We start from the raw sequence: 18,526 nt of genomic DNA, 5'->3' as shown, positions 1-18,526 counted from the left end.
CGTTCACATACGTGGACACGTGTCGTGTGCATGAACTCGTTCCTGTGACGGTAACTATCGCGGCACAAGGCGGTCAATATTCAAGTATGTGAATTTGAATCAGAATTGTGTACAACGGTTGGCATGCGCATTCTGATGACCGGCGCCGCGGGAAAAGTCGGCACGCTGCTCCGTCCCCGGCTCGCCCGTCCAGGCCGTACGCTGCGGCTCTCCGACCTCCAGCCGGTCGAGCCGGGCCCGGACGAGGAATGGGCGGGCGCCGACCTGGCCGACCGCGCGGCCATGGCCGAGGCCATGAAGGGCGTGGACGCCGTCCTCCACCTGGGCGGCCAGAGCCGCGAGCACCCGTGGGAGGACATCGTGCACGCCAACGTCCACGGCACCCAGGTCCTCATGGAGGCCGCCAGGAACGAGGGCGTCCGGCACCTGGTGCTCATGGGCAGCCACCACGCGGCCGGCTTCCACACCAGGCCGCGGGACGGCTCGGACCTGCCCGACTACGCCTTCCCGCGCCCCGACACCTTCTACGGCGTCAGCAAGGTCGTCATGGAGGCCCTGGGCAGCCTGTACCACGACCGGTTCGGCATGAACGTGACCGTGATCAGGCTCGGCACCTGCAACGAGGGCTCGGCCGACACCCGCGGCCTGGCCACCTGGATCTCGCCCGGCGACCTCGCCCGCCTGGTCGAGGCCGCGCTGGTCGCGCCCGGCTACCACGTCGTCTGGGGCGTCTCGGACAACGCCCGCCGGTGGTGGTCGCTGCGGGAGGCCCGCCGCCTCGGCTACGAGCCCCGCGACGACTCCGAGCCGCAGGCCGCCGTCCTCGTCGCCGAACAGGGCGAGCCCGACCTGTCGGACCCGGTGCACGACCGCGCCGGCGGGGTGTTCACGCTCAACGAACTCGGCGGTTCGTGGTAGGCAAACGGTTGCAGAAACCTTGACGTCAGGACCATCGAAGGTCAAGGCTTGGCTCTGGCAACCGTTTGCAAGGAGGACGGCCATGACGGTGACGATCAAAGACGTCGCCCGCGCCTGCGGCGTGCACGTGTCGACCGTCTCGCGCACGTTCTCGGCGCCGCACCTGGTCAATCCTGCCACGCGCAACCGGGTGCTGGCCGCCGCCGACGACCTCGGCTACCGGCCCAACAGGGCGGCCAGGGCGCTGACGACCGGGCGCACGTTCAACCTCGGCCTCATCGTCGCCGACATCGCCAACCCCTTCTTCCCGCCGCTGATCAAGGCCGCGCAGGCGCAGGCGCGAGGGCGCGACTACCACGTCTTCGTGGCCGACACCGACGAGGATCCGCGGGTCGAGGAGGAGCTGATCCGCACGTTCGCCAAGCAGGTGGACGGCGTGCTGCTGTGCAGCCCCCGGCTGTCCAACCGGATGATCGAACGCCTGGCGGAGGACGTGCCGTTCGTGCTGGTCAACCGGCGGATCAAGGGCATGCCCGCGGTGCTGATGGACGTCGGCAAGGGCGCCAGGCTCGCGCTGGAGCACCTGGCCGGGCTCGGCCACCGCAGGATCGCCCTGCTGTCCGGCCCGCCCGGCTCGTGGACCAGCAACGAGATGCAGGCCGCCGCGGCCGAGATGCCGGGCCTCGACCTGCTCTTCTTCGGCCCCAACCAGCCCACCGGGTCCGGCGGCCTGGCGGTGGCGCCGGAGGTGGCCGCCTGCGGGGCGACCGGCGTGCTGGCCTACAACGACCTCGTCGCGCTCGGCCTCATCGAAGGGCTCACCGCGATGGACATCGAGGTGCCGGGCCGGATCAGCGTGATCGGGTTCGACGACATCCTGCCGGGACGGCTCGGCCGGCCCAAGCTCACCACGGTGACGATGCCCGCCGCGGTGGCCGGGCGGATGGCGGTCGACCTGCTGCTGCAGTCAGAGGGCGAGGGCGCGGTGATCAACCTGGACACCGACCTCATCGTCCGCGAGTCCACGGGAAGGGCCCACTCATGATCTTCGGAACGCTGCCGTCGGGTGAGACCGTCGAGCGCGTGGAGCTGTCGTCAGGACGGCTGCGCGCCGAGGTGCTGACCTACGGCGCCGTCCTGCGCTCGCTGGAGGTCTCCGGCCGCGACGTCGTGCTCGGCCTGGACACGCTGGCGGACTACCGCACCCGCAGCCGCTACTTCGGCGCCGTGGTCGGCCGCTACGGCAACCGCATCGCCGGCGGCCGCTTCACCCTCGACGGCCGCGAGCACCGCCTGCCGGTCAACAACGGCCCCAACAGCCTGCACGGCGGCACCGAAGGCTTCGACAGCAAGGTGTGGACGATCACCGCCCGCACCCCCGCCTCCGTCACCCTCGAACTGACCAGCCCCGACGGCGACCAGGGCTACCCCGGCACGCTCACCGCCGCGGTCACCTACACCCTGGAGGACGACGCCCTCCGCCTCGACTACGCCGCCGAGACCGACGCGCCGACCGTGCTCAACCTCACCAACCACTCCTACTTCAACCTGACCGGCGGCGGCGACGTGCTGGGCCACGTGGTCAGGCTGGACGCCGCCCACTACCTCCCCGTGGACGACGGCAAGATCCCAACCGGGGAGCTCGCCCCGGTCAAGGGCACCCCCTTCGACTTCACCGAGCCGCACGCGGCGGGCGAGCGGATGGGCGGCGCCTACGACCACTGCTACGTGCTCGACGGCGACATCGAGGTCAGCGCGGGCGGCCTGACCATGCGGGTGACCACCACGGAACCGGCCGTGCAGTTCTACACGGGCGGCATGCTCGACGGGGTGGCCACGCCGTACGGGCCCTTCGCCGGGTTGTGCCTGGAGACCCAGCACTTCCCCGACTCGCCGAACCAGCCGCACTTCCCCTCCACCGTGCTGCGGCCCGGCGAGCGCCACACCTCCTCGACCACCTACCGCTTCACGCCCTGACCCCGCGCAGCTCCGTCGCGGCCTTGATGACCAGCAGCGCCACGTCGTCCTGCGACGGCTCCTGGGCGAACGTCTCGACCGCGTGCCGCACGCGTTCGGCCACCGCGTGGGCGCTCAGTCCGCGGCAGGTGGACAGCAGCGCCGACAGGCCGTCGTCGTCGTCGAGCAGCCGGTCGCCGTCGCGCCGCTCGGTCACGCCGTCGGTGACGCACAGCAGCACCTCCTCCGGCGCCAGCTCGAACGTCTCGACGTAGAACCTGGCGCCGGCCTCGACGCCGAGCAGCAGCTGCGGCGCGGCCACCGTGTCGACCACGCCGTCGGCGCGCAGCAGCAGCGGCGGCGGGTGCCCGGCGGACGCGATCGTGCACAGTGCGCCGCCCTGGGGCAGCGGGATCAGCTCGCCGCACAGCAGGCTCAGGAAACGGCCGTCGTCGCCCTCCTCCAGCAGGGCCTGGTTGAGCCGGTCGAGGATGTCGGCCACCGTGTAGTGCTCCTTGGCCAGCAGCCGGACGGCGTGCCGGGCCAGGCCGGTCACCGCGGCCGCCTCGGGGCCGCTGCCGCACACGTCGCCGAGGGCGAAGCACCAGTGGTCGGAGACGGTGAACAGGTCGTAGAAGTCGCCGCCCACGTCGGCGCCCTCCTCGGCCGGCTCGTAGACGACCGCCGACTCCAGGCCCGGCATCGGGGCCACGCGCATGGGCAGCAGGCTGCGCTGCAACACCCGGGAGGTGGTCGCCTGGCGGGCGTACAGCATGGCGGTGTGCAGGTTGAGCGCGACCAGCCGGCACAGGTCGGCCAGCAGGTCGGCCAGCTCCAGCGGCAGGGTCGGCTCGGCGCGGCCGATCACCAGCGCGCCGTGCGACCTGCCCTGCGTGAGCAGCGGGAACGACAGCACGGTCTCGGGGCCGACCGGCCAGCTCACCTCGTTGAGCGCGGTACGCGGGATCGCCGGCAGCGACCTGCGCAGGTTGGCGTTGTAACGCTCCTCGCTGTGCCAGACGTGGGCGAGCCTGGTCATGCCCGCCAGATCGGTCAGGTAGACCGCCGCCCACGTCGCGATCTTGGGCACGACGAGCTGCGCGGTCAGCGCGGCGATCAGCTCCTCGTCGTGCACCCCGGCCAGCAGCTCGCCCGCCTCGGCCAGGAAGGACAGCCGGCCCCGGTGGGCGCGCTCGCGCTCGGCCAGCCGCTCGCGCTGCACAGGCACGGCCACCTGGTCGGCGATGTGCTGCAGGCTGACCGTGAGCTCCTGGTCGAAGCGGCCCGGCTGAGCCGCGGTCACCACGATGTAGCCGGTCACCTCGCCGCCCACGCTCATCGGTGCGCACGCCAGCGACCTGGCCCGCAGCTGCTGGGCCAGCTCGACGTCGCCGGCCAGCAGGTCGTCGATCATCGACGGTGTCCTGCCGTCGGGGCCGAACACGCCCGCGGCCAGCACCCCGACCAGCCCCGCCGTCGCGCCCGCGCCCGCCGCCACGCCGAACCGGTCGCCGCCCTCGGCGGCCAGCAGCACGTACGCCGCGTCGCCGCCGCTGCTGGTCTGGACGATCCGCGCGATGGTGTCCAGCAGCTCCGCGAACGGCATGTCCCGGTCCAGCAGGTCCTTGATCCGCCGCCCGGCCTCCCTGCGCAGCGGCGCGGCCGGCGGCGTCAGCACGTAGCGGTGGTCGCCGGCCACCATCATCCAGACCGACCGCCGGTCGTCCTGGCCGCCGCGGCTGCGCACGTGGGAGACGTAGACGGGGATCAGCCGGCCGTCGAGGTGGCGCATGCGCGCCTCGCCCCGCCAGCGGCCCAGGGACAGGGTGCCGGCCAGGGACATCGCGTACGGGCCGTGGCCGCGCCAGGCCACCAGGTCGGCCAGCGGCCTGCCGACGGTCTGCTCGCACGTCCAGCCCAGCAGGTGCTCGGCCTCGGAGTTCCACGACAGCACGGTGCCGTCGCCGTCGGCGAGCAGCACCCCGACGTGCAGGCCCTCGATGGGCGCGGCCACGCTGGCGGGCGCCAGGCCCGGCGTGCCGACCATGACCTCCTGGTGGTCGGGCCCGTCGGTCAGCTCCATGCGGACCCACACCCGTTTGGCGGTCCTGGTGTAGGTGACGCCCCAGGCGTCGGCCAGCATGGCGGCCAGCGCCAGCCCGCGCCCGGACGTGCGCGCGGGGTCGGTGGACATGGCCTCGGGGGTCGGGACCGTCCTGCCTGGCCGGTGGTCGTCGACCTCGATCTCCAGCCTGGCCGGGCTCGCCGCGACGTCGAGGCGGCAGGTCAGCTCGATGCCGGTGCCCGCGTGCACCACGGCGTTGGTGACGAGCTCGCTGGTCAGCAGCACCGCGTCCTCCGTCAGGTGGCTGAGGCGCCACTCGCCGAGCACCTGGCGGATGAAGCGGCGCGCGTGCGCCGGGGCGTGCGGAGTGCCGTCGAAGGCTGTGCTCGACACTCTGGTCGTGTCCACTGTGCGTCCTAGAACATCACTCGTTGTGGCAGTTCGGTCACAGTCAGAGTGTCAGATGGGTGCCGTTGATACCTCCGGTTGTGAAGAAGGTGCTCCCGGCTGGCGCACGTCCCGGAGAAGGCCGACCAACGGCGCCGCGGCGGCCGTCACGACCGCGCAGGCCAGGAAGAGCAGGAAGTAGTTGGGGCCGGGGGCGAAGGGGTCGCTGCCGACGCCGAGCAGCACCGGCGCGAGGGCGGGCGCGACCGCCGACGGCAGGTGCCTGGCCATCGCGAACGCGCCCAGGAAGCGCCCGGCCTCGCGCTCGTCGGGCAGCACCTGGGTCACCATGCCGAGGTCCACCGCGTAGTAGACGCCGGTCGCCGCCCCCGAGACCACGGCGACCAGCACCACGACGGCCACGCTCGCGGTCGCCGCCTTGAGCAGCAGCATGGCGGCCAGGATCACGGTCGCCCACAGGACGAACGGCCGCCCCCTGCCGATCCTGGCCGCCCAGCGCCCGCCGAGGTAGGCCAGCAGGCCGGACAGCAGCGTGCTGACGATCGTCGTCAGGCGCGGGCAGCACCAGCAGCGCCGAGGCCAGGCTGCGCGCGCTCACCGGCCGCCGCCGGGCCGGATCGAGCCGGCGGTCCGGCAGCGCCACCCACAGCTCGAGCGCGGCGGCCACGGCCGGCGCCCCGCACACCGCGAACGCCGTGACCAGCGAGCCCTTGAACACCTGGGCGACCGCCATCGCGGGCACGACGCCCACGATGTTGCACATCGAGAACACCCCGGCCACCCGCGTCCGGCGCTCGGCCGGGAACTGGTCCACGACCGTGGCGGTCAGGCCGGCCACCATGGCCTGGTAGCCGCAGACGGCGACGATCCAGCCCAGCGCGACCAGGGGGACGGAACCGGCCGTCGCGAGCAGGAGCAGGCCGGCCAGGTCGGTGAGCGAGCCGCCGAGGATCCAGGGACGGCGCATGCCGTACCGGCCGGCGGTCCGGTCCGACAGGTGGCCAGAGACCGGGTTGGCGATCACGGTGGCCACCCCGCCGAGGGCGGTGACCAGGCCGAGCGTGGTCTCCTTGCCCGCCGGGGCGATCTCCTGGATCTTCAGCCCCAGCCCGAGGACGAGCGGCAGCGCGCCGGCGGCGGCGTAGCAGAGCTCGGCCAGCCCGTGGGCGAGCAGGAACTTCTCGGTGCCGCCGAGTTCGTCCAGGGTGGTCAGGAACGTGCGCATCGCGCTCTCGGGCGCGTCGAGCAACGCGGCCGGCACGCCCCCGGACACCCCGGGAGCCTCGGACAGGCCGAGCATGGCCAGGACCTGGGGGAGTGCCCGTGCGGTCAGTGCGTAGTCGCGCACGATGGCCTCGTGGTCCACGCCGAGCAGGTCGAGGATCAGGGCGACGACCATGCCGGTCCGGTCCTTGCCGGCCGCGCAGTGCACGAGCGCGGGCAGCCCGTCGGCGATCTCGGCGACCACCTCGGCGAACCAGGCGGCCCGGTGGCGGAGGAGGGCGGCGTACAGGTCGCCGAGGTCCAGGTCGGCGGGCAGAGCCGCAGGCCGGCGACCAGCCGGGCGTCCTCGGGGGTGAGCGTGTGCGGTTGCGCCGAGCAGTAGAGCACGCCCGGACGCAGGGAGGTCGCGGTGGCGACGTCCCGGAGGTTCAGGAGGGGCATGGGTCATATATGAGTGGACGGTCCGCGGGAAGGCTGCCCGCATGTGGCCGGAGGATGAACCCTGCGGCACCTTTAAGGTGTTCACGTGCCACGACAAGCCCGCTACCGGGAGATCGCCCAAGTCCTCGGCAGGTCCATCGAGTCGGGCGAGCTGGCGCCGGGCGAGCGCCTGCCGACCGAGGACGCGCTGGCCGAGCGCTACGGCGTCCACCGGCTGACCGCCCGCCAGGCGATGGTGGAGCTGCGCAAGGCCGGCCTGGTCGAGACCCGGCAGGGGCTCGGGAGCTTCGTCAGGCGGGCGCCGCGCCGCATCGAGGTCTCCGTCGACCCCGAGACGCGCCGGCATCGTCCTTCGGACATCGCGGGCATGGCGGGCGTGTTCGGCGGCGGCGAGCGGGTCGTGGAGCGCGCGGAGGTGGCGCATGCCGTGGCGGCCGGGCACCTGCGGCTGCCCGGCGGCGTCGTGCACGAGATCACCACCCTGCTCCGCAACGCCGAGCGGCCCTGCGTGTTCAGCCGCTACCGCCTGGCCCCCGAGCTGGCCGGGCTGCGCCTCGACGCCAAGGCGGGCGTGCTCGCCTCGCTGGAGGCGGCCGGCCACGCCTACCGCTACGCCTGGCACGCCATCTCGGCCGAGCCCGCCGACCTGCACGACCAGAGCATGCTGGAGATGCAGGCGGGCGAGGCGGTGCTGGTGCGGGAGGGGCTGCTCACGCACGACGGGCAGCCCCTGTGTCATGTCGAGCGGCGCTGCCGCGGCGACATGATCTCGTTCGTCACCCGATATGACTGAGCAGGACCTCGGTGTCCAGCTCGTAGACCGGCGGCGCGGCCGACAGCGGCACGAGCGTGGCGAGCGCCCCTGACGGGCCGAGGTCCACGCGGGTGAACGCCTGCAGCGGCAGCGCCCGCGTGCGACCCGCCGGGGGCATGGTGTCGGCGGCGTAGGCGCTGCCGGGGCCCACCCAGACCGGGATTCCGGCCAGCGTGCCGGCGCTCGCGCTGTGCGTGTGACCGGCCAGCACGAGCCGCACGTCCGTCCCCGCCAGCACGCGGGCCAGCCGTTCGGGTTCGCGCAGGCCGATGCCGTCCATGAGGGGCAGCACGCTGGGGATCGGCGGGTGGTGCAGCACCAGCACGCTGCCGTCGGGCGCGGGCGTGGCGAGCGTGTCCGCCAGCCAGGCGAGCTGGTCGTCGTCGAGCTCGCCGTGGTGGCGGCCGGGCGCGGAGGTGTCCAGTGCGACCAGCCGCAGGCCGCCCGCCATCGTGACGGCGTCCCAGGGGCCCTCCACTGCGCGCGGGCGGGCGGCGGCGTTCAGCCCGGCCAGGCCCGCGCGGAAGGCGGCGCGCTCGTCGTGGTTGCCCATGGCGGTCACGACGACCGCGCCGAGCGCGCGTGCGGCCTCCCCGACCGCCTCCGCCAGCAGCCGGTACGAGGCCAGGTCCCCCGACAGGACGACGGCGGAGACGTCCACCCCGGAGGCCAGGACGGCGGCCAGCGCGGCCCGCAGGGCCCCCACCGGGTCCGCCGAGCCGTGCAGCGGCCCCTCGGGTACGACATGGACGTCGGTGAGATGGATCAGCGTGTACGTCATGACTGCGGACGATGCGCGACGCCACTGAACGTGATCAGTCATCTATATGAATAGAATAGGACATTTCGGGCGCACGGCGCGTCTCCGCGCGTGCGACGCCGTCTCCGACGTACCTTTGGCATCATGGCCACCCGTACGCCGAAAAGCGCATCGAAGGGGCCGGCGAAGCGGTCGACCTCGCCTCGATCGACCCCCGCGAAGCGGCCGGCCACGGCGGCGGGGCGACCGAGGGCGAAGGCCGCGAGCTCCGGCCGCAAGTCCTCCGTGACCCATCCCGACCCGATCAGCTGGGTCTTCACGATGATCGGCAAGCTGATCGTCGGGCTGTGGATGCTGCTCGCCAACGGCATCGGCAGCACCGCCCGCGCGCTCGGCAAGAACGCCCGCGAGCTCGACCCCGCACACCGGCGCGACGGCGTGGGCCTGTCGGTGCTGGCCGGCGCGATCGTGCTGGCCGCGATGACCTGGCGCAATGCCGAAGGCACGGTCTCCGGCGTCGTGAACACCGTCGTGCACGCCGTGTTCGGCTCGCTGGCCTGGGCGCTGCCGCTGCTGCTCGGCCTGCTGGCCTGGCGCTACCTGCGCCACCCCGACCAGAACGCCGACACCGGCCGCATGGTCATCGGGTGGAGCGCGCTCATGGTCGGCGTGCTCGGCGTCATCCACGTGGCCAACGACACCCCCTACCCGGCGGGCCAGGGGCAGGGCATGGACAAGGTGTCGGCCGCCGGGGGCATGATCGGGTTCATCGTGTCGGCGCCGCCGATGAGCATCCTGCCGTCCTGGATCACGATCCCGCTGCTGCTGCTCCTGTCCGGGTTCGGCGTGCTGGTGATCACCGCCACGCCCGTCCACCGCATCCCCGAGCGGCTGTCGGAGCTGCGGCACATGTTGTTCGAGCGGCACGCCGAGCCGCTCGCGCCGCGCGAGCCCGCCAAGCGCCGGCCGCGGACCAAGAAGGCGGACGTCGAGGGCGCCGAGACGGTCAAGCCGTACGACACGCCGGTCCTCGCCGAGAAGGACAAGCTGGCCGACCACTCGCCGGAGATCGTGCCGGGGCTCGTCGACGGGCCCGCGGACGAGGAAGCGTCCGTGCCGGAGCGCAGGCCGGAGCCGCCGGAGCCCACGCCCGCGCCGCGCAAGGTCGAGCAGCTCGTGCTGTCGCCGCAGGCGGGGCCGTACAGTCTGCCCGACCTGCAGTTCCTCAAGCCCGGCACCGCGCCCAAGCCGCAGACCAAGGCCAACACGACCGTGGTCAACGCGCTGACCAGCGTGCTGGAGCAGTTCACCATCGACGCGCAGGTGATCGGCTTCACCCGCGGCCCGACGGTCACCCGCTACGAGATCGAGCTGGGCCCGGCGGTCAAGGTGGAGAAGGTCACCGCCCTCACCAAGAACATCGCCTACGCCGTCAAGTCGGCCGACGTCCGGATCCTGTCCCCGATCCCCGGCAAGTCGGCGATCGGCGTCGAGATCCCCAACGCCGACAAGGACCTGGTCGCGCTCGGCGACGTGCTGCGCTCGCAGGTGGCCCAGGCCGACCACCACCCGATGATCGTGGGCCTGGGCAAGGACGTCGAGGGACGTACCATCGTCGCGAACCTCGCCAAGATGCCCCACCTGCTCATCGCGGGCGCGACCGGCGCCGGCAAGTCGGTCTGCGTCAACGGCCTCATCACCAGCATCCTCATGCGCTCCACCCCCGACGAGGTGCGCATGGTGCTGGTCGACCCCAAGCGCGTCGAGCTCAGCGTCTACGAGGGCATCCCGCACCTCATCACGCCCATCATCACCAACCCGAAGAAGGCCGCGGAGGCCCTGGAATGGGTCGTGGGCGAGATGGACCGCCGCTACGACGACCTGGCCGCCAGCGGGTTCCGGCACGTCGACGAGTTCAACAAGGCCGTGCGCGCGGGCAAGCTGGTGCCGCCGCCGGGCAGCGAGCGGGTCTACCAGCCGTACCCGTACCTGCTGGTGATCGTGGACGAGCTGGCCGACCTCATGATGGTGGCCCCGCGCGACGTCGAGGACTCGATCGTGCGCATCACGCAGCTCGCCCGCGCGGCCGGCATCCACCTGGTGATCGCCACCCAGCGTCCCTCGGTCGACGTCGTGACCGGCCTGATCAAGGCCAACGTGCCGTCCAGGCTGGCCTTCGCGGTGTCGTCGCTGACCGACTCGCGGGTCATCCTCGACCAGCCGGGCGCCGACAAGCTGGTCGGCCAGGGTGACGCGCTGTTCCTGCCGATGGGCGCGAGCAAGCCCATCCGGATCCAGAACGCGTACGTCTCGGAGAAGGAGATCGCCGAGATCGTCGCGCACTGCAAGGAGCAGATGCAGGTCGAGTACCGCGACGACGTGGCCGCCGCGCCGGTCAAGCGGGAGATCGACGAGGAGATCGGCGACGACCTCGACCTGCTGATCCAGGCCGCCGAGCTGATCGTGACCACCCAGTTCGGCTCGACCTCGATGTTGCAGCGCAAGCTGCGCGTCGGCTTCGCCAAGGCCGGACGCCTGATGGACCTGCTGGAGAGCCGCAACGTGGTGGGCCCCAGCGAAGGCTCCAAGGCCCGCGAAGTGCTGGTGAAACCGGACGATCTGCCCGGGTTGCTGGCCGACCTGCGTGGCGAATGACCCCAATGCACAGGTCCACGGCGATAACTGATTGAATATGAACCACTACGCACTGTCGTGGTGGGGAGGCGTTCGCTGTGCAGGAACAGAGCATCGGGGCCATGCTGGCAGCGGCCAGGCAGGCGGCGGGAATGACGGTCGCGCAGGTCAGCGCGGCGACCCGGATCCGAGAAACGATCATCAATCGGATGGAGCAGGAAGACTACGACCAGTGCGGGGGGGCGTTCTACGCCCGCGGTCACGTCAAGGCCATAGCCAAGGTCGTCGGGCTCGATCCCGAGGCGATGGTCCACCTGTTCGACCAGCAACACGGCGGGGCGCCGCAGCCCGTCCGCGCCGCAGCCGTGTTCCAGGCCGACCGCACGCTCGCCCTGCGCGAGCGCCGGGGGCCCAACTGGACGATGGCGCTCGGCGTGGCGCTGGCCGTCGTGGTGGTGTTCGGCACGGTGCGGGTGCTCGGCGGCGCAAGCGACCAGGTGCGCACGGCCGACGTGCACGCCATCACGCCCAAGCCCAGCGTGCCGCCGAACACGCCCATCACCGAGGGGCCCCGCGCCGCGGCGGCCAAGGGCAAGCCGGGCAAGAACATGGTCACCCTGAAGATCAAGGCCAGGCGTACGTCGTACGTCAACGTGCGCGACGGTCAGGGCCGGATGCTCTTCGCCGGGATGTTGAAGGCCGGAGACAGCTCGACCTGGCAGGCCGCCGAGAAGGTCAGCCTGCTCCTCGGTGACGCCGGAGCGGTGTCCTTGCAGGTCAACGGCAAGAAGGTGGACAAACTCGGGGGCCGGGGGGAGATGGTGAGCCGCTCGTTCGGCCTCGACGCGACGCCTCCGCGGTAGTCCGGCGGGGAGGCCGTGCATCAGGTGGTGGCCAACTCCCGATACCGTAGTGTTCACCATGTCATCCCGCCGAACCGCATCGCTGATCACCCTGGGCTGCGCGCGCAACGAGGTCGACTCCGAGGAGCTGGCCGCGCGACTCGAGGCTGCCGGCTGGCAGCTGGGCGACGACGACCCCGACGTCGTCGTCGTCAACACGTGTGGCTTCATTGACTCGGCCAAGAAAGACTCCATCGACACGCTGCTCGCCGCCGCCGACTCCGGGGCGAAGGTGGTGGCCGCGGGTTGCATGGCCGAGCGCTACGGCAACGAGCTGGCTGAGGCACTGCCCGAGGCGAGCGCCGTCATCTCCTTCGACGACTACACCGAGATCGGCGGCCGGCTCGACGACGTGCTGGCCGGGCGTCCGCTCAAGCCGCACACGCCGCGCGACCGCCGCACGCTGCTGCCCATCTCGCCGGTCGAGCGCGGCAGCGCGCCCAAGACCGGTATCCCGGGCCACGGCGAGCTGCCCGACGGGCTGGCGCCCGCCAGCGGCCCGCGCGTGCTGCGCAAGCGCCTCGACGAGAGCCCGGTCGCCTCGCTCAAGCTGGCCTCGGGCTGCGACCGGCGCTGCACGTTCTGCGCCATCCCGGCCTTCCGGGGGGCCTACGTCTCGCGCAACCCCGACGAGCTGCTCGCCGAGGCCGACTGGCTGGCTCATCGCGGCGTGCGCGAGCTCGTCCTGGTCTCGGAGAACTCCACCTCCTACGGCAAGGACCTGGGCGACCTGCGGGCGCTGGAGAAGCTGCTGCCGCAGCTCGCCGCCGTGCCGGGCATCGACCGGGTGCGGGTCAGCTACCTGCAGCCCGCCGAGCTGCGGCCGGGGCTGATCGACGTCATCACCGCCACCGAGGGCGTGGCCGACTATTTCGACCTGTCCTTCCAGCACGCCAGCGGGGGCGTCCTGCGCCGGATGCGCCGTTTCGGCGACCCCGAGCGTTTCCTCGGCCTCCTGGAGAGCGTGCGCAAGGGCGCTCCCGAGGCGGGCGTGCGCTCCAACTTCATCGTGGGCTTCCCGGGCGAGACCGAGGAGGAGTTCGGCGAGCTGGTCGGCTTCCTGGAGCAGGCCAGGCTCGACGTGATCGGCGTGTTCGGCTACTCCGACGAAGACGGCACGGAGGCGGCCGGCCTGCCGGGCAAGCTCGACCAGGAGGTCATCGACGAGCGCGTGCGCGTGCTCACCGAGCTGGCGGAGGAGCTGACCGCCCAGCGCGCGGAGGAGCGCATCGGCACGGAGGTCGACGTTCTCATCGACGACGACCTGGGAGACGGCGGCTACGAGGGCCGGGCCGCCCACCAGGGCCCGGAGGTCGACGGCTCGGTGACGGTCCAGGGCATCGGCCTGGTCAAGGGACAGATCGTGCGCGCGGTCGTGGTCGACGCCGAGGGGGTTGACCTGATCGCGCGCATCAAGGCCAGTCCATGACCAGGGACGAGCGCCGCGTGGTAAGCCCGTGGAACATCGCCAACGTCCTCACGGTCCTCCGGTTGGCGCTCGTCCCCTTCTTCGTCGCATGCCTGTTCCTGCCCGGCACCGGCTGGCGGCTGGCCGCCCTGGGGGTGTTCGGGGTCGCCTCGATCACCGACCACCTCGACGGCGAGCTGGCCCGCCGCTACGGGCTGATCACCGATTTCGGCAAGATCGCCGACCCGATCGCCGACAAGGCGCTCACCGGGGCGGCGCTGGTGTGCCTGTCGATCCTCGACGAGCTGCCGTGGTGGGTCACGATCGTGATCCTGGGCCGCGAGCTGGGCATCACCCTGCTCCGGCTGGTCCTGCTGCGGCACGCGGTCATCCCGGCCAGCTACGGCGGCAAGGTCAAGACCGTGCTGCAGATCGCCGCCATCGTGCTCTACATCCTGCCCGGGGTGCCCGACCCGCTGCGCTGGGTGGTGATGGGCGCGGCCCTGGTCGTGACCGTCGCGACGGGCGTCGACTATCTCGTACGGGCGGTCAAGCTGCGCCAGGTCGCCAGACGGGCGCGTGGGGAGTGATCTGAGCGATGGCGGACGTGGCCGAGGTTCTGGCCCTGCTGGTGCGGCACGACGCCACCGTGGCGGTGGCCGAGTCGCTGACCGGCGGGCTCATCGGGGCCGCGTTCACGTCGGTCCCGGGGGCGTCCAAGGCGTACCGGGGCGGGGTGATCTCCTACGCCACCGATCTCAAGCGCGATCTGCTGGGCGTGCCCGGCGAGCTGCTGCGGCGCGAGGGGGCCGTGCATCCCGAGGTGGCCGCGGCGATGGCCGAGGGGGTCGCCCGGGTGTGCGGGGCGGCTTACGGGCTGGCCGTGACGGGTGTGGCCGGCCCCGAGCCGCAGGACGGAAAGCCCGTGGGCCTGGTGTACGCCGCGGTCCACGGCCCCGGCGGGGAGAACCTGGTGCGTGAGTTGAGCCTTGAGGGGTCGCGCGAACGTATCCGGGTAAGGACGGTGGACGAGGCAGTCGATCTCCTTGCAGGTGTGCTGAAGGCCAACAAAGGGGAACATTCCGGATGATTACCGTGTTACGTCCCGAGCGAACATGCGAAGCACGGTCTGACGCGGTGTCGGTGGATACGGGTACGGTGGAGCTGTGAGTGAGGTCCGTGAGCCAACTGCAAGCACCGAGCGCCCGGCAGGCGGGCCTGATGAGTCGCGCGACCAGGCACGAGCGGCAGACCCGGGGAGGCGACGCCCCATGATGACGGCGAGGAGTATGTACGAAGCCAAGAAGACCAATGTGCGGCACGATCCGATCGCGCGGGGCGTGGTGAAGACATCCACGCCGGGGAGGGAGCGACAGATGATTCTGCTGCGTCAGCTGCTCGGTGACGTGCTGAGGCGGTTGCGGGTGCGTCAGGGGCGCACGCTACGCGAGGTGTCCACGCTGGCGCGTGTCTCGCTCGGTTATCTTTCCGAGGTCGAGCGTGGCCAGAAGGAAGCCTCGTCCGAGCTGCTCGCGTCCATTTGCGGTGCCCTCGGAGTGCCGCTCTCGCAGGTGTTGCGTGAGGTTTCCGACCAGTTCGCGCTGGCGGAGCTCCAGGCCGCGCCTGTTCTGGCCGATATGCCCGAGCACGAGCGCCTGCCCCTTGCCGAGACGGTTCCCGGTTCGATCGGCGACACCGTGTTCCCCGAGGTCAAGGACATGGTGGCGGCCTAACGCGGCTGGCAGCCACCACACCACAGGATCAGCCTTTCCTGTGGCTGTGCCCCCATCTCCCCGCGGCTGATGCGCGTGCCGCATCGGCGACAGGGTCTCCCTGCCCTGCCGTAGACCCAGGTCTGGTTCGCCGGGCGGCGATCACCTGTCGTCACCGTGCCGCCATGCCCCTTGTTGGCCTCCAGCAGCCGGTGGGCCAGCGTGACGAGCCCTTCGAGATCCCTGATCTCCCCGACCTTCTTCCACGGCCAGACCCCGCGCAGGAACAGGGTCTCGGCGCGATAGATCGTGCCGATCCCCGCCAGGTTGCGCTGATCGAGCAGCGCTTCGCCGATCGTCCTGTCCGGTGCCGCTCGTAGCCTTCGCACGGCCTCGCCCGGATCCCAGTCGGCGCCCAGCAGGTCAGGCCCCAGGTGCCCCACCAGCCGCTCCTCGTCGGCGGTCGTGACCAGGTCGACCATGCCGAGCTTGATCCCCACCGCCTGCCACTCCTCGTTGGCCAGGATCAGCCGCACCTGGTCGCCGCCGGCCGTGCGCCGCCCCGCGGGCATGACCCGCCAGCTTCCGTCCATGCGCAGGTGGGTGTGCACGGTCAGGCCGCCCTCGACCCGGGTCAGCAGATGTTTGCCCCTGGAGACCGTGGTGAGCACCGCACGGCCGCTCAGGTCCGCCGTGGCGTGCCGCGGGACGCGGAAGTCCGACCTGGTCAGCACGCGGCCGTCGAGCGCGCCACGCAGGCGCGCCGCGGTGCGGTAGACGGCGTCTCCCTCGGGCATCCCTCCAGTCTAGGTACCCGCATCCCGGCCGGGACGGCGGCCACGGGCCCGAGGGCGCCCGCCATGCCCGCCGCCATGCCCGGCCAGAGGGTCAGTCCCAGGCGGCGGGGTCGGCGGCGAGCTGGCGGACGCGCTCGGGAAGGCTGCCCGTGGCGACCTGTTCGAGCGTGACCTCCTCCAGGATGGCGCGCTCGGTGGCGCGCAACGCGATCCAGACCTGCTGCAACGACTCGGCCGGGCCTCGGTAGCCGACATGTTCCGGACGTTCGCCGCGCACGTTGGCCAGCGGCCCGTCCACGGCCCTGATCACGTCGGCGAGCGAGATGTTCGCGGCGGGCCGGGCCAGCACGTAGCCGCCCTCGGGACCCCGCTGGCCGCGCACGAGGCCGGCGCGGCGCATCTGGAGCAGGATGTTCTCCAGGTATTTGGGAGGCATGTCCTGTTCCTTGGCGAGCTCACCCACGGTAGTCGGACCCGCGCCGGCTGCGGCGAGTTCAGCGGCGGCACGGAGGGCGTAGTCGACACGAGCGGAAAGGCGCATGTTCTCGATTATCCCTCCTGGTCAACACTGGTTAGGCGCAAGGTCGTCAGAACGGGCAGGTGATCCGAATACGGCAACCGCGGCGCCTGCGCAGAAATCGCGGTCAACCCCGCGGTGAGCAGCACGTGGTCGATGCGCTCCTTGGGGGCGTCCCCGAACGCGGTCAGCGGGTCGCTCAGCCCGGCCGCCTTCAGCACCTCCATGGCCGGATCGGTGGGCCGGGTGTTGAGGTCGCCCGCCAGGATCACCGGCCGCCTCACCTGCTCCCCGGCTCCGGCGGCGCGGTGCCCGGCCTCGTCGGCGTCCCGGCCGGCGGCCAGGGCGCGGGCGATCGCGGCGACCTCGGGCGCCTGGCCCTCGGGGGCCTGCAGATGGGTGTTGACGATGCCCACCTCCTTGCCTCCCACCTCCAGGACGACCGTCTGGGCCTGCGCGCCCGTGGGGTAGTCGTGGGCGCCCAGAGGGTGGGAGTGCACCTGCTTGACCGGGAGGTTGGTGAGCAGCGCGTCGCCCCACACCTGGTCGGCGGCGGGCGCGAAGTGGTAGCGCATGCCGAGGCCGCGGGCGATCCTGGCCAGGCCGTCGTGGCCGCCGTTGAGCAGCCAGCCGCGGTCCACCTCGCTGAGCAGCACGACGTCGGGCTTCTGGGCGGCGGCCCACGCCGCGATCTTGTCGAGCGACAGGCGGCCGTCCAGTCCGTAGCCCATGCGGATGTTGTAGGCGATCAGGGTGAAGGTGTCGCCCTGCTTGGCCCGTACGGGCGGCGCGGACGGCGCCCCGAGCGTCACGAGCCCCACCAGCAGGACGGCGACGGGCACCGGCAACCAGCCGCTGCGGACCAGCGCGACCGGCCGCGGCGAGTGCCGGACCAGGGCCGTGACCACGCTGAGGACGGCCACCAGCACCGCCACCGCCACGAGGACCAGGCCGTTGGGGAACCCGAGGTTCATGTCATAGGCCGCGTAGTAGACGAACAGCCCGACGAAGAAGACCAGCCCGCCGCCGAGCACGGCCACTCCCGGACGTCGCCCGGCGGGGCGGTCCGGCCTCGCGGTCCCGGCGAGCAGGGAGCCGAGCCAGCCGATCAGCAGCACGGTGACGTAGGACGCCGACACGGCGAGCGCCGCCGCGGAGACCACCAGCAGAACCCCGAGGATGACGTCGAAGACCGGCGACAGCGGCGGGTGGGCGGCCTGCACCACGACCATGACCAGGACGACGGCGAGCAGGCCGGTGCCCGCCAGCACCACCCACAGGTCGGTAGGGCTCTGCTCGGGTTTGGCCCAGCCCGTGGCGGCCACGCCGGTCAGCAACATCGCCGGGCCGAGCAGGAACCACGTCAGCGTGGGCGCGCGGTCCACCTCGGCGGCCGGCGGGCGGAGGAGGCTCAGGAAGGCGGCGCAGACCGAGAGCACCGCCAGCCACGGGACCAGGCCGTCACGCCAGACCAGATCCACCCCGTCCAGCAGCAGATGGACGATCAGCGACAGGCTCAGGCCGCCCATGACGCCGACGGGCACCGCCCGGCGCGGGACGGCGTGGGTGCAGCCGTACAGGAAGACCAGGCCCGCGGTGACGCCGGCCGAGGCGACATAGAGCTGGCTCACGCCCGCCTGCAGCAGGATCCTGGCGAGGACCAGCGCCGCGGCGCCGCCGAGCAGAGCGTGGCGCGGCTTGGCTAACAGCGCCAGGAAAGGCAGGATGAACCAGGCGGCGGCGTAGAGACCCATCAGCTCCGGCGGCGTCTCGCCCGCCCGGCCGAACAGGGTGATCAACGACGGGAGGAAGACTCTCAACACGTCCAGCAGCAGCACGAGGCCGAGCGCGAGCATGATCGCCGGGCCGCGGGGGATGGTCATGAGGCATCCTCGTGTTCGGCTCCGATGATATGCAAGAGCTGGGGCGCTAAACTTCCAACAACCTTTTCGAATTGACGGTGGGAATCA

Annotated in this window: 16 protein-coding genes and 1 pseudogene; 10 read left to right on the top strand and 7 right to left on the bottom strand. The window is 71.9% G+C overall.

Going from position 1 to position 18,526, the window contains the following annotated elements; translation table 11 throughout:
- The first annotated feature begins 123 nt into the window (after positions 1 to 123).
- The 3 genes from ABZ459_RS46500 (at position 124) to ABZ459_RS46490 (ending at position 2,895) form a co-directional block, all read left to right on the top strand.
- Positions 124 to 918 (top strand): NAD(P)-dependent oxidoreductase, encoded by a 795-nt coding sequence (locus ABZ459_RS46500; RefSeq protein WP_357985722.1) that lies wholly within the window; start codon positions 124 to 126, stop codon positions 916 to 918.
- An 82-nt stretch (positions 919 to 1,000) separates the two neighbouring features.
- Positions 1,001 to 1,963, top strand: coding sequence for a LacI family DNA-binding transcriptional regulator (locus ABZ459_RS46495; protein WP_357985719.1), 963 nt, complete (start codon positions 1,001 to 1,003; stop codon positions 1,961 to 1,963).
- Positions 1,960 to 2,895, top strand: coding sequence for an aldose epimerase family protein (locus tag ABZ459_RS46490; protein ID WP_357985717.1), 936 nt, complete (start codon positions 1,960 to 1,962; stop codon positions 2,893 to 2,895). The genes ABZ459_RS46495 and ABZ459_RS46490 overlap by 4 nt, the downstream gene beginning before the upstream one ends.
- On the opposite strand, the gene ABZ459_RS46485 is transcribed toward ABZ459_RS46490, so the two are convergent.
- The 3 genes and pseudogenes from ABZ459_RS46485 to ABZ459_RS46475 form a co-directional block, all read right to left on the bottom strand.
- Positions 2,885 to 5,347 (bottom strand): SpoIIE family protein phosphatase, encoded by a 2,463-nt coding sequence (locus ABZ459_RS46485; RefSeq protein ID WP_357985714.1) that lies wholly within the window; start codon positions 5,345 to 5,347, stop codon positions 2,885 to 2,887. The two genes, ABZ459_RS46490 and ABZ459_RS46485, sit on opposite strands and share 11 nt — an antisense overlap.
- A gap of 51 nt (positions 5,348 to 5,398) precedes the next feature.
- The gene (locus tag ABZ459_RS46480) at positions 5,399 to 5,830 is read right to left on the bottom strand and encodes an MFS transporter (RefSeq protein ID WP_357985783.1); all 432 of its coding nucleotides are present in this window, start codon (positions 5,828 to 5,830) and stop codon (positions 5,399 to 5,401) included.
- A gap of 118 nt (positions 5,831 to 5,948) precedes the next feature.
- Positions 5,949 to 7,019: pseudogene (locus ABZ459_RS46475) on the bottom strand (MFS transporter); the annotation flags it as partial.
- Positions 7,020 to 7,097: 78 nt separating this feature from the next.
- Between ABZ459_RS46475 and ABZ459_RS46470 the strand changes: the two are divergent.
- Complete coding sequence (locus ABZ459_RS46470; protein WP_357985711.1) at positions 7,098 to 7,805, top strand: GntR family transcriptional regulator; 708 nt, start codon at positions 7,098 to 7,100, stop codon at positions 7,803 to 7,805.
- Here ABZ459_RS46470 and ABZ459_RS46465 read toward each other — a convergent pair.
- Positions 7,789 to 8,607, bottom strand: coding sequence for a metallophosphoesterase (locus ABZ459_RS46465; RefSeq protein ID WP_357985708.1), 819 nt, complete (start codon positions 8,605 to 8,607; stop codon positions 7,789 to 7,791). The genes ABZ459_RS46470 and ABZ459_RS46465 overlap by 17 nt on opposite strands.
- A gap of 123 nt (positions 8,608 to 8,730) precedes the next feature.
- Between ABZ459_RS46465 and ABZ459_RS46460 the strand changes: the two genes are divergently transcribed.
- From ABZ459_RS46460 to ABZ459_RS46435, 6 genes are all read left to right on the top strand, one after another.
- Positions 8,731 to 11,241, top strand: coding sequence for a DNA translocase FtsK (locus ABZ459_RS46460; protein ID WP_357985705.1), 2,511 nt, complete (start codon positions 8,731 to 8,733; stop codon positions 11,239 to 11,241).
- 77 nt (positions 11,242 to 11,318) lie between these two features.
- Positions 11,319 to 12,083: a helix-turn-helix domain-containing protein gene (locus ABZ459_RS46455; RefSeq protein ID WP_357985702.1), complete on the top strand. Its 765-nt coding sequence runs from the start codon at positions 11,319 to 11,321 to the stop codon at positions 12,081 to 12,083.
- 58 nt (positions 12,084 to 12,141) lie between these two features.
- On the top strand, positions 12,142 to 13,551 hold the full coding sequence (rimO, locus tag ABZ459_RS46450) for a 30S ribosomal protein S12 methylthiotransferase RimO (RefSeq protein ID WP_357985699.1): 1,410 nt from the start codon (positions 12,142 to 12,144) through the stop codon (positions 13,549 to 13,551).
- Positions 13,548 to 14,120 carry a CDP-diacylglycerol--glycerol-3-phosphate 3-phosphatidyltransferase gene (gene pgsA / locus ABZ459_RS46445; protein WP_357985696.1) on the top strand — a complete coding sequence of 191 codons (573 nt, stop codon included), beginning with the start codon at positions 13,548 to 13,550 and terminating at the stop codon, positions 14,118 to 14,120. The genes rimO and pgsA overlap by 4 nt, the downstream gene beginning before the upstream one ends.
- 8 nt (positions 14,121 to 14,128) lie before the next feature.
- Positions 14,129 to 14,620 carry a nicotinamide-nucleotide amidohydrolase family protein gene (locus tag ABZ459_RS46440; RefSeq protein ID WP_357985693.1) on the top strand — a complete coding sequence of 164 codons (492 nt, stop codon included), beginning with the start codon at positions 14,129 to 14,131 and terminating at the stop codon, positions 14,618 to 14,620.
- A 286-nt stretch (positions 14,621 to 14,906) separates the two neighbouring features.
- Positions 14,907 to 15,263 carry a helix-turn-helix transcriptional regulator gene (locus ABZ459_RS46435; RefSeq protein ID WP_352323171.1) on the top strand — a complete coding sequence of 119 codons (357 nt, stop codon included), beginning with the start codon at positions 14,907 to 14,909 and terminating at the stop codon, positions 15,261 to 15,263.
- On the opposite strand, the gene ABZ459_RS46430 is transcribed toward ABZ459_RS46435, so the two are convergent.
- From ABZ459_RS46430 to ABZ459_RS46420, 3 genes are all read right to left on the bottom strand, one after another.
- Positions 15,260 to 16,039, bottom strand: coding sequence for a DNA-formamidopyrimidine glycosylase family protein (locus ABZ459_RS46430; protein WP_357985690.1), 780 nt, complete (start codon positions 16,037 to 16,039; stop codon positions 15,260 to 15,262). The genes ABZ459_RS46435 and ABZ459_RS46430 overlap by 4 nt on opposite strands.
- A gap of 91 nt (positions 16,040 to 16,130) precedes the next feature.
- Positions 16,131 to 16,580: an Rrf2 family transcriptional regulator gene (locus ABZ459_RS46425; protein WP_352323159.1), complete on the bottom strand. Its 450-nt coding sequence runs from the start codon at positions 16,578 to 16,580 to the stop codon at positions 16,131 to 16,133.
- An 8-nt stretch (positions 16,581 to 16,588) separates the two neighbouring features.
- A complete protein-coding gene (locus tag ABZ459_RS46420) occupies positions 16,589 to 18,439 on the bottom strand; it encodes an endonuclease/exonuclease/phosphatase family protein (protein WP_357985686.1) in 1,851 nt (616 codons plus the stop codon).
- Positions 18,440 to 18,526: the final 87 nt, after the last annotated feature.

Origin of the sequence: Nonomuraea sp. NPDC005692 (assembly GCF_040631115.1) — a bacterium.
Classification (GTDB): domain Bacteria; phylum Actinomycetota; class Actinomycetes; order Streptosporangiales; family Streptosporangiaceae; genus Nonomuraea.
The sequence above is the reverse complement of the archived record's forward strand: the minus strand, read 5'-3'. Positions and strand labels throughout refer to the sequence as shown.

Coding starts and splice junctions, on each gene's coding strand:
- ABZ459_RS46500 (WP_357985722.1), top strand. CDS start 124: ATGCGCATTCTGATGACCGGCGCCGCGGGAAAAGTCGGCACGCTGCTC.
- ABZ459_RS46495 (WP_357985719.1), top strand. CDS start 1,001: ATGACGGTGACGATCAAAGACGTCGCCCGCGCCTGCGGCGTGCACGTG.
- ABZ459_RS46490 (WP_357985717.1), top strand. CDS start 1,960: ATGATCTTCGGAACGCTGCCGTCGGGTGAGACCGTCGAGCGCGTGGAG.
- ABZ459_RS46465 (WP_357985708.1), bottom strand. CDS start 8,607: ATGACGTACACGCTGATCCATCTCACCGACGTCCATGTCGTACCCGAG.
- ABZ459_RS46460 (WP_357985705.1), top strand. CDS start 8,731: ATGGCCACCCGTACGCCGAAAAGCGCATCGAAGGGGCCGGCGAAGCGG.
- rimO (WP_357985699.1), top strand. CDS start 12,142: ATGTCATCCCGCCGAACCGCATCGCTGATCACCCTGGGCTGCGCGCGC.
- pgsA (WP_357985696.1), top strand. CDS start 13,548: ATGACCAGGGACGAGCGCCGCGTGGTAAGCCCGTGGAACATCGCCAAC.
- ABZ459_RS46440 (WP_357985693.1), top strand. CDS start 14,129: ATGGCGGACGTGGCCGAGGTTCTGGCCCTGCTGGTGCGGCACGACGCC.
- ABZ459_RS46435 (WP_352323171.1), top strand. CDS start 14,907: ATGATTCTGCTGCGTCAGCTGCTCGGTGACGTGCTGAGGCGGTTGCGG.
- ABZ459_RS46430 (WP_357985690.1), bottom strand. CDS start 16,039: ATGCCCGAGGGAGACGCCGTCTACCGCACCGCGGCGCGCCTGCGTGGC.
- ABZ459_RS46425 (WP_352323159.1), bottom strand. CDS start 16,580: ATGCGCCTTTCCGCTCGTGTCGACTACGCCCTCCGTGCCGCCGCTGAA.
- ABZ459_RS46420 (WP_357985686.1), bottom strand. CDS start 18,439: ATGACCATCCCCCGCGGCCCGGCGATCATGCTCGCGCTCGGCCTCGTG.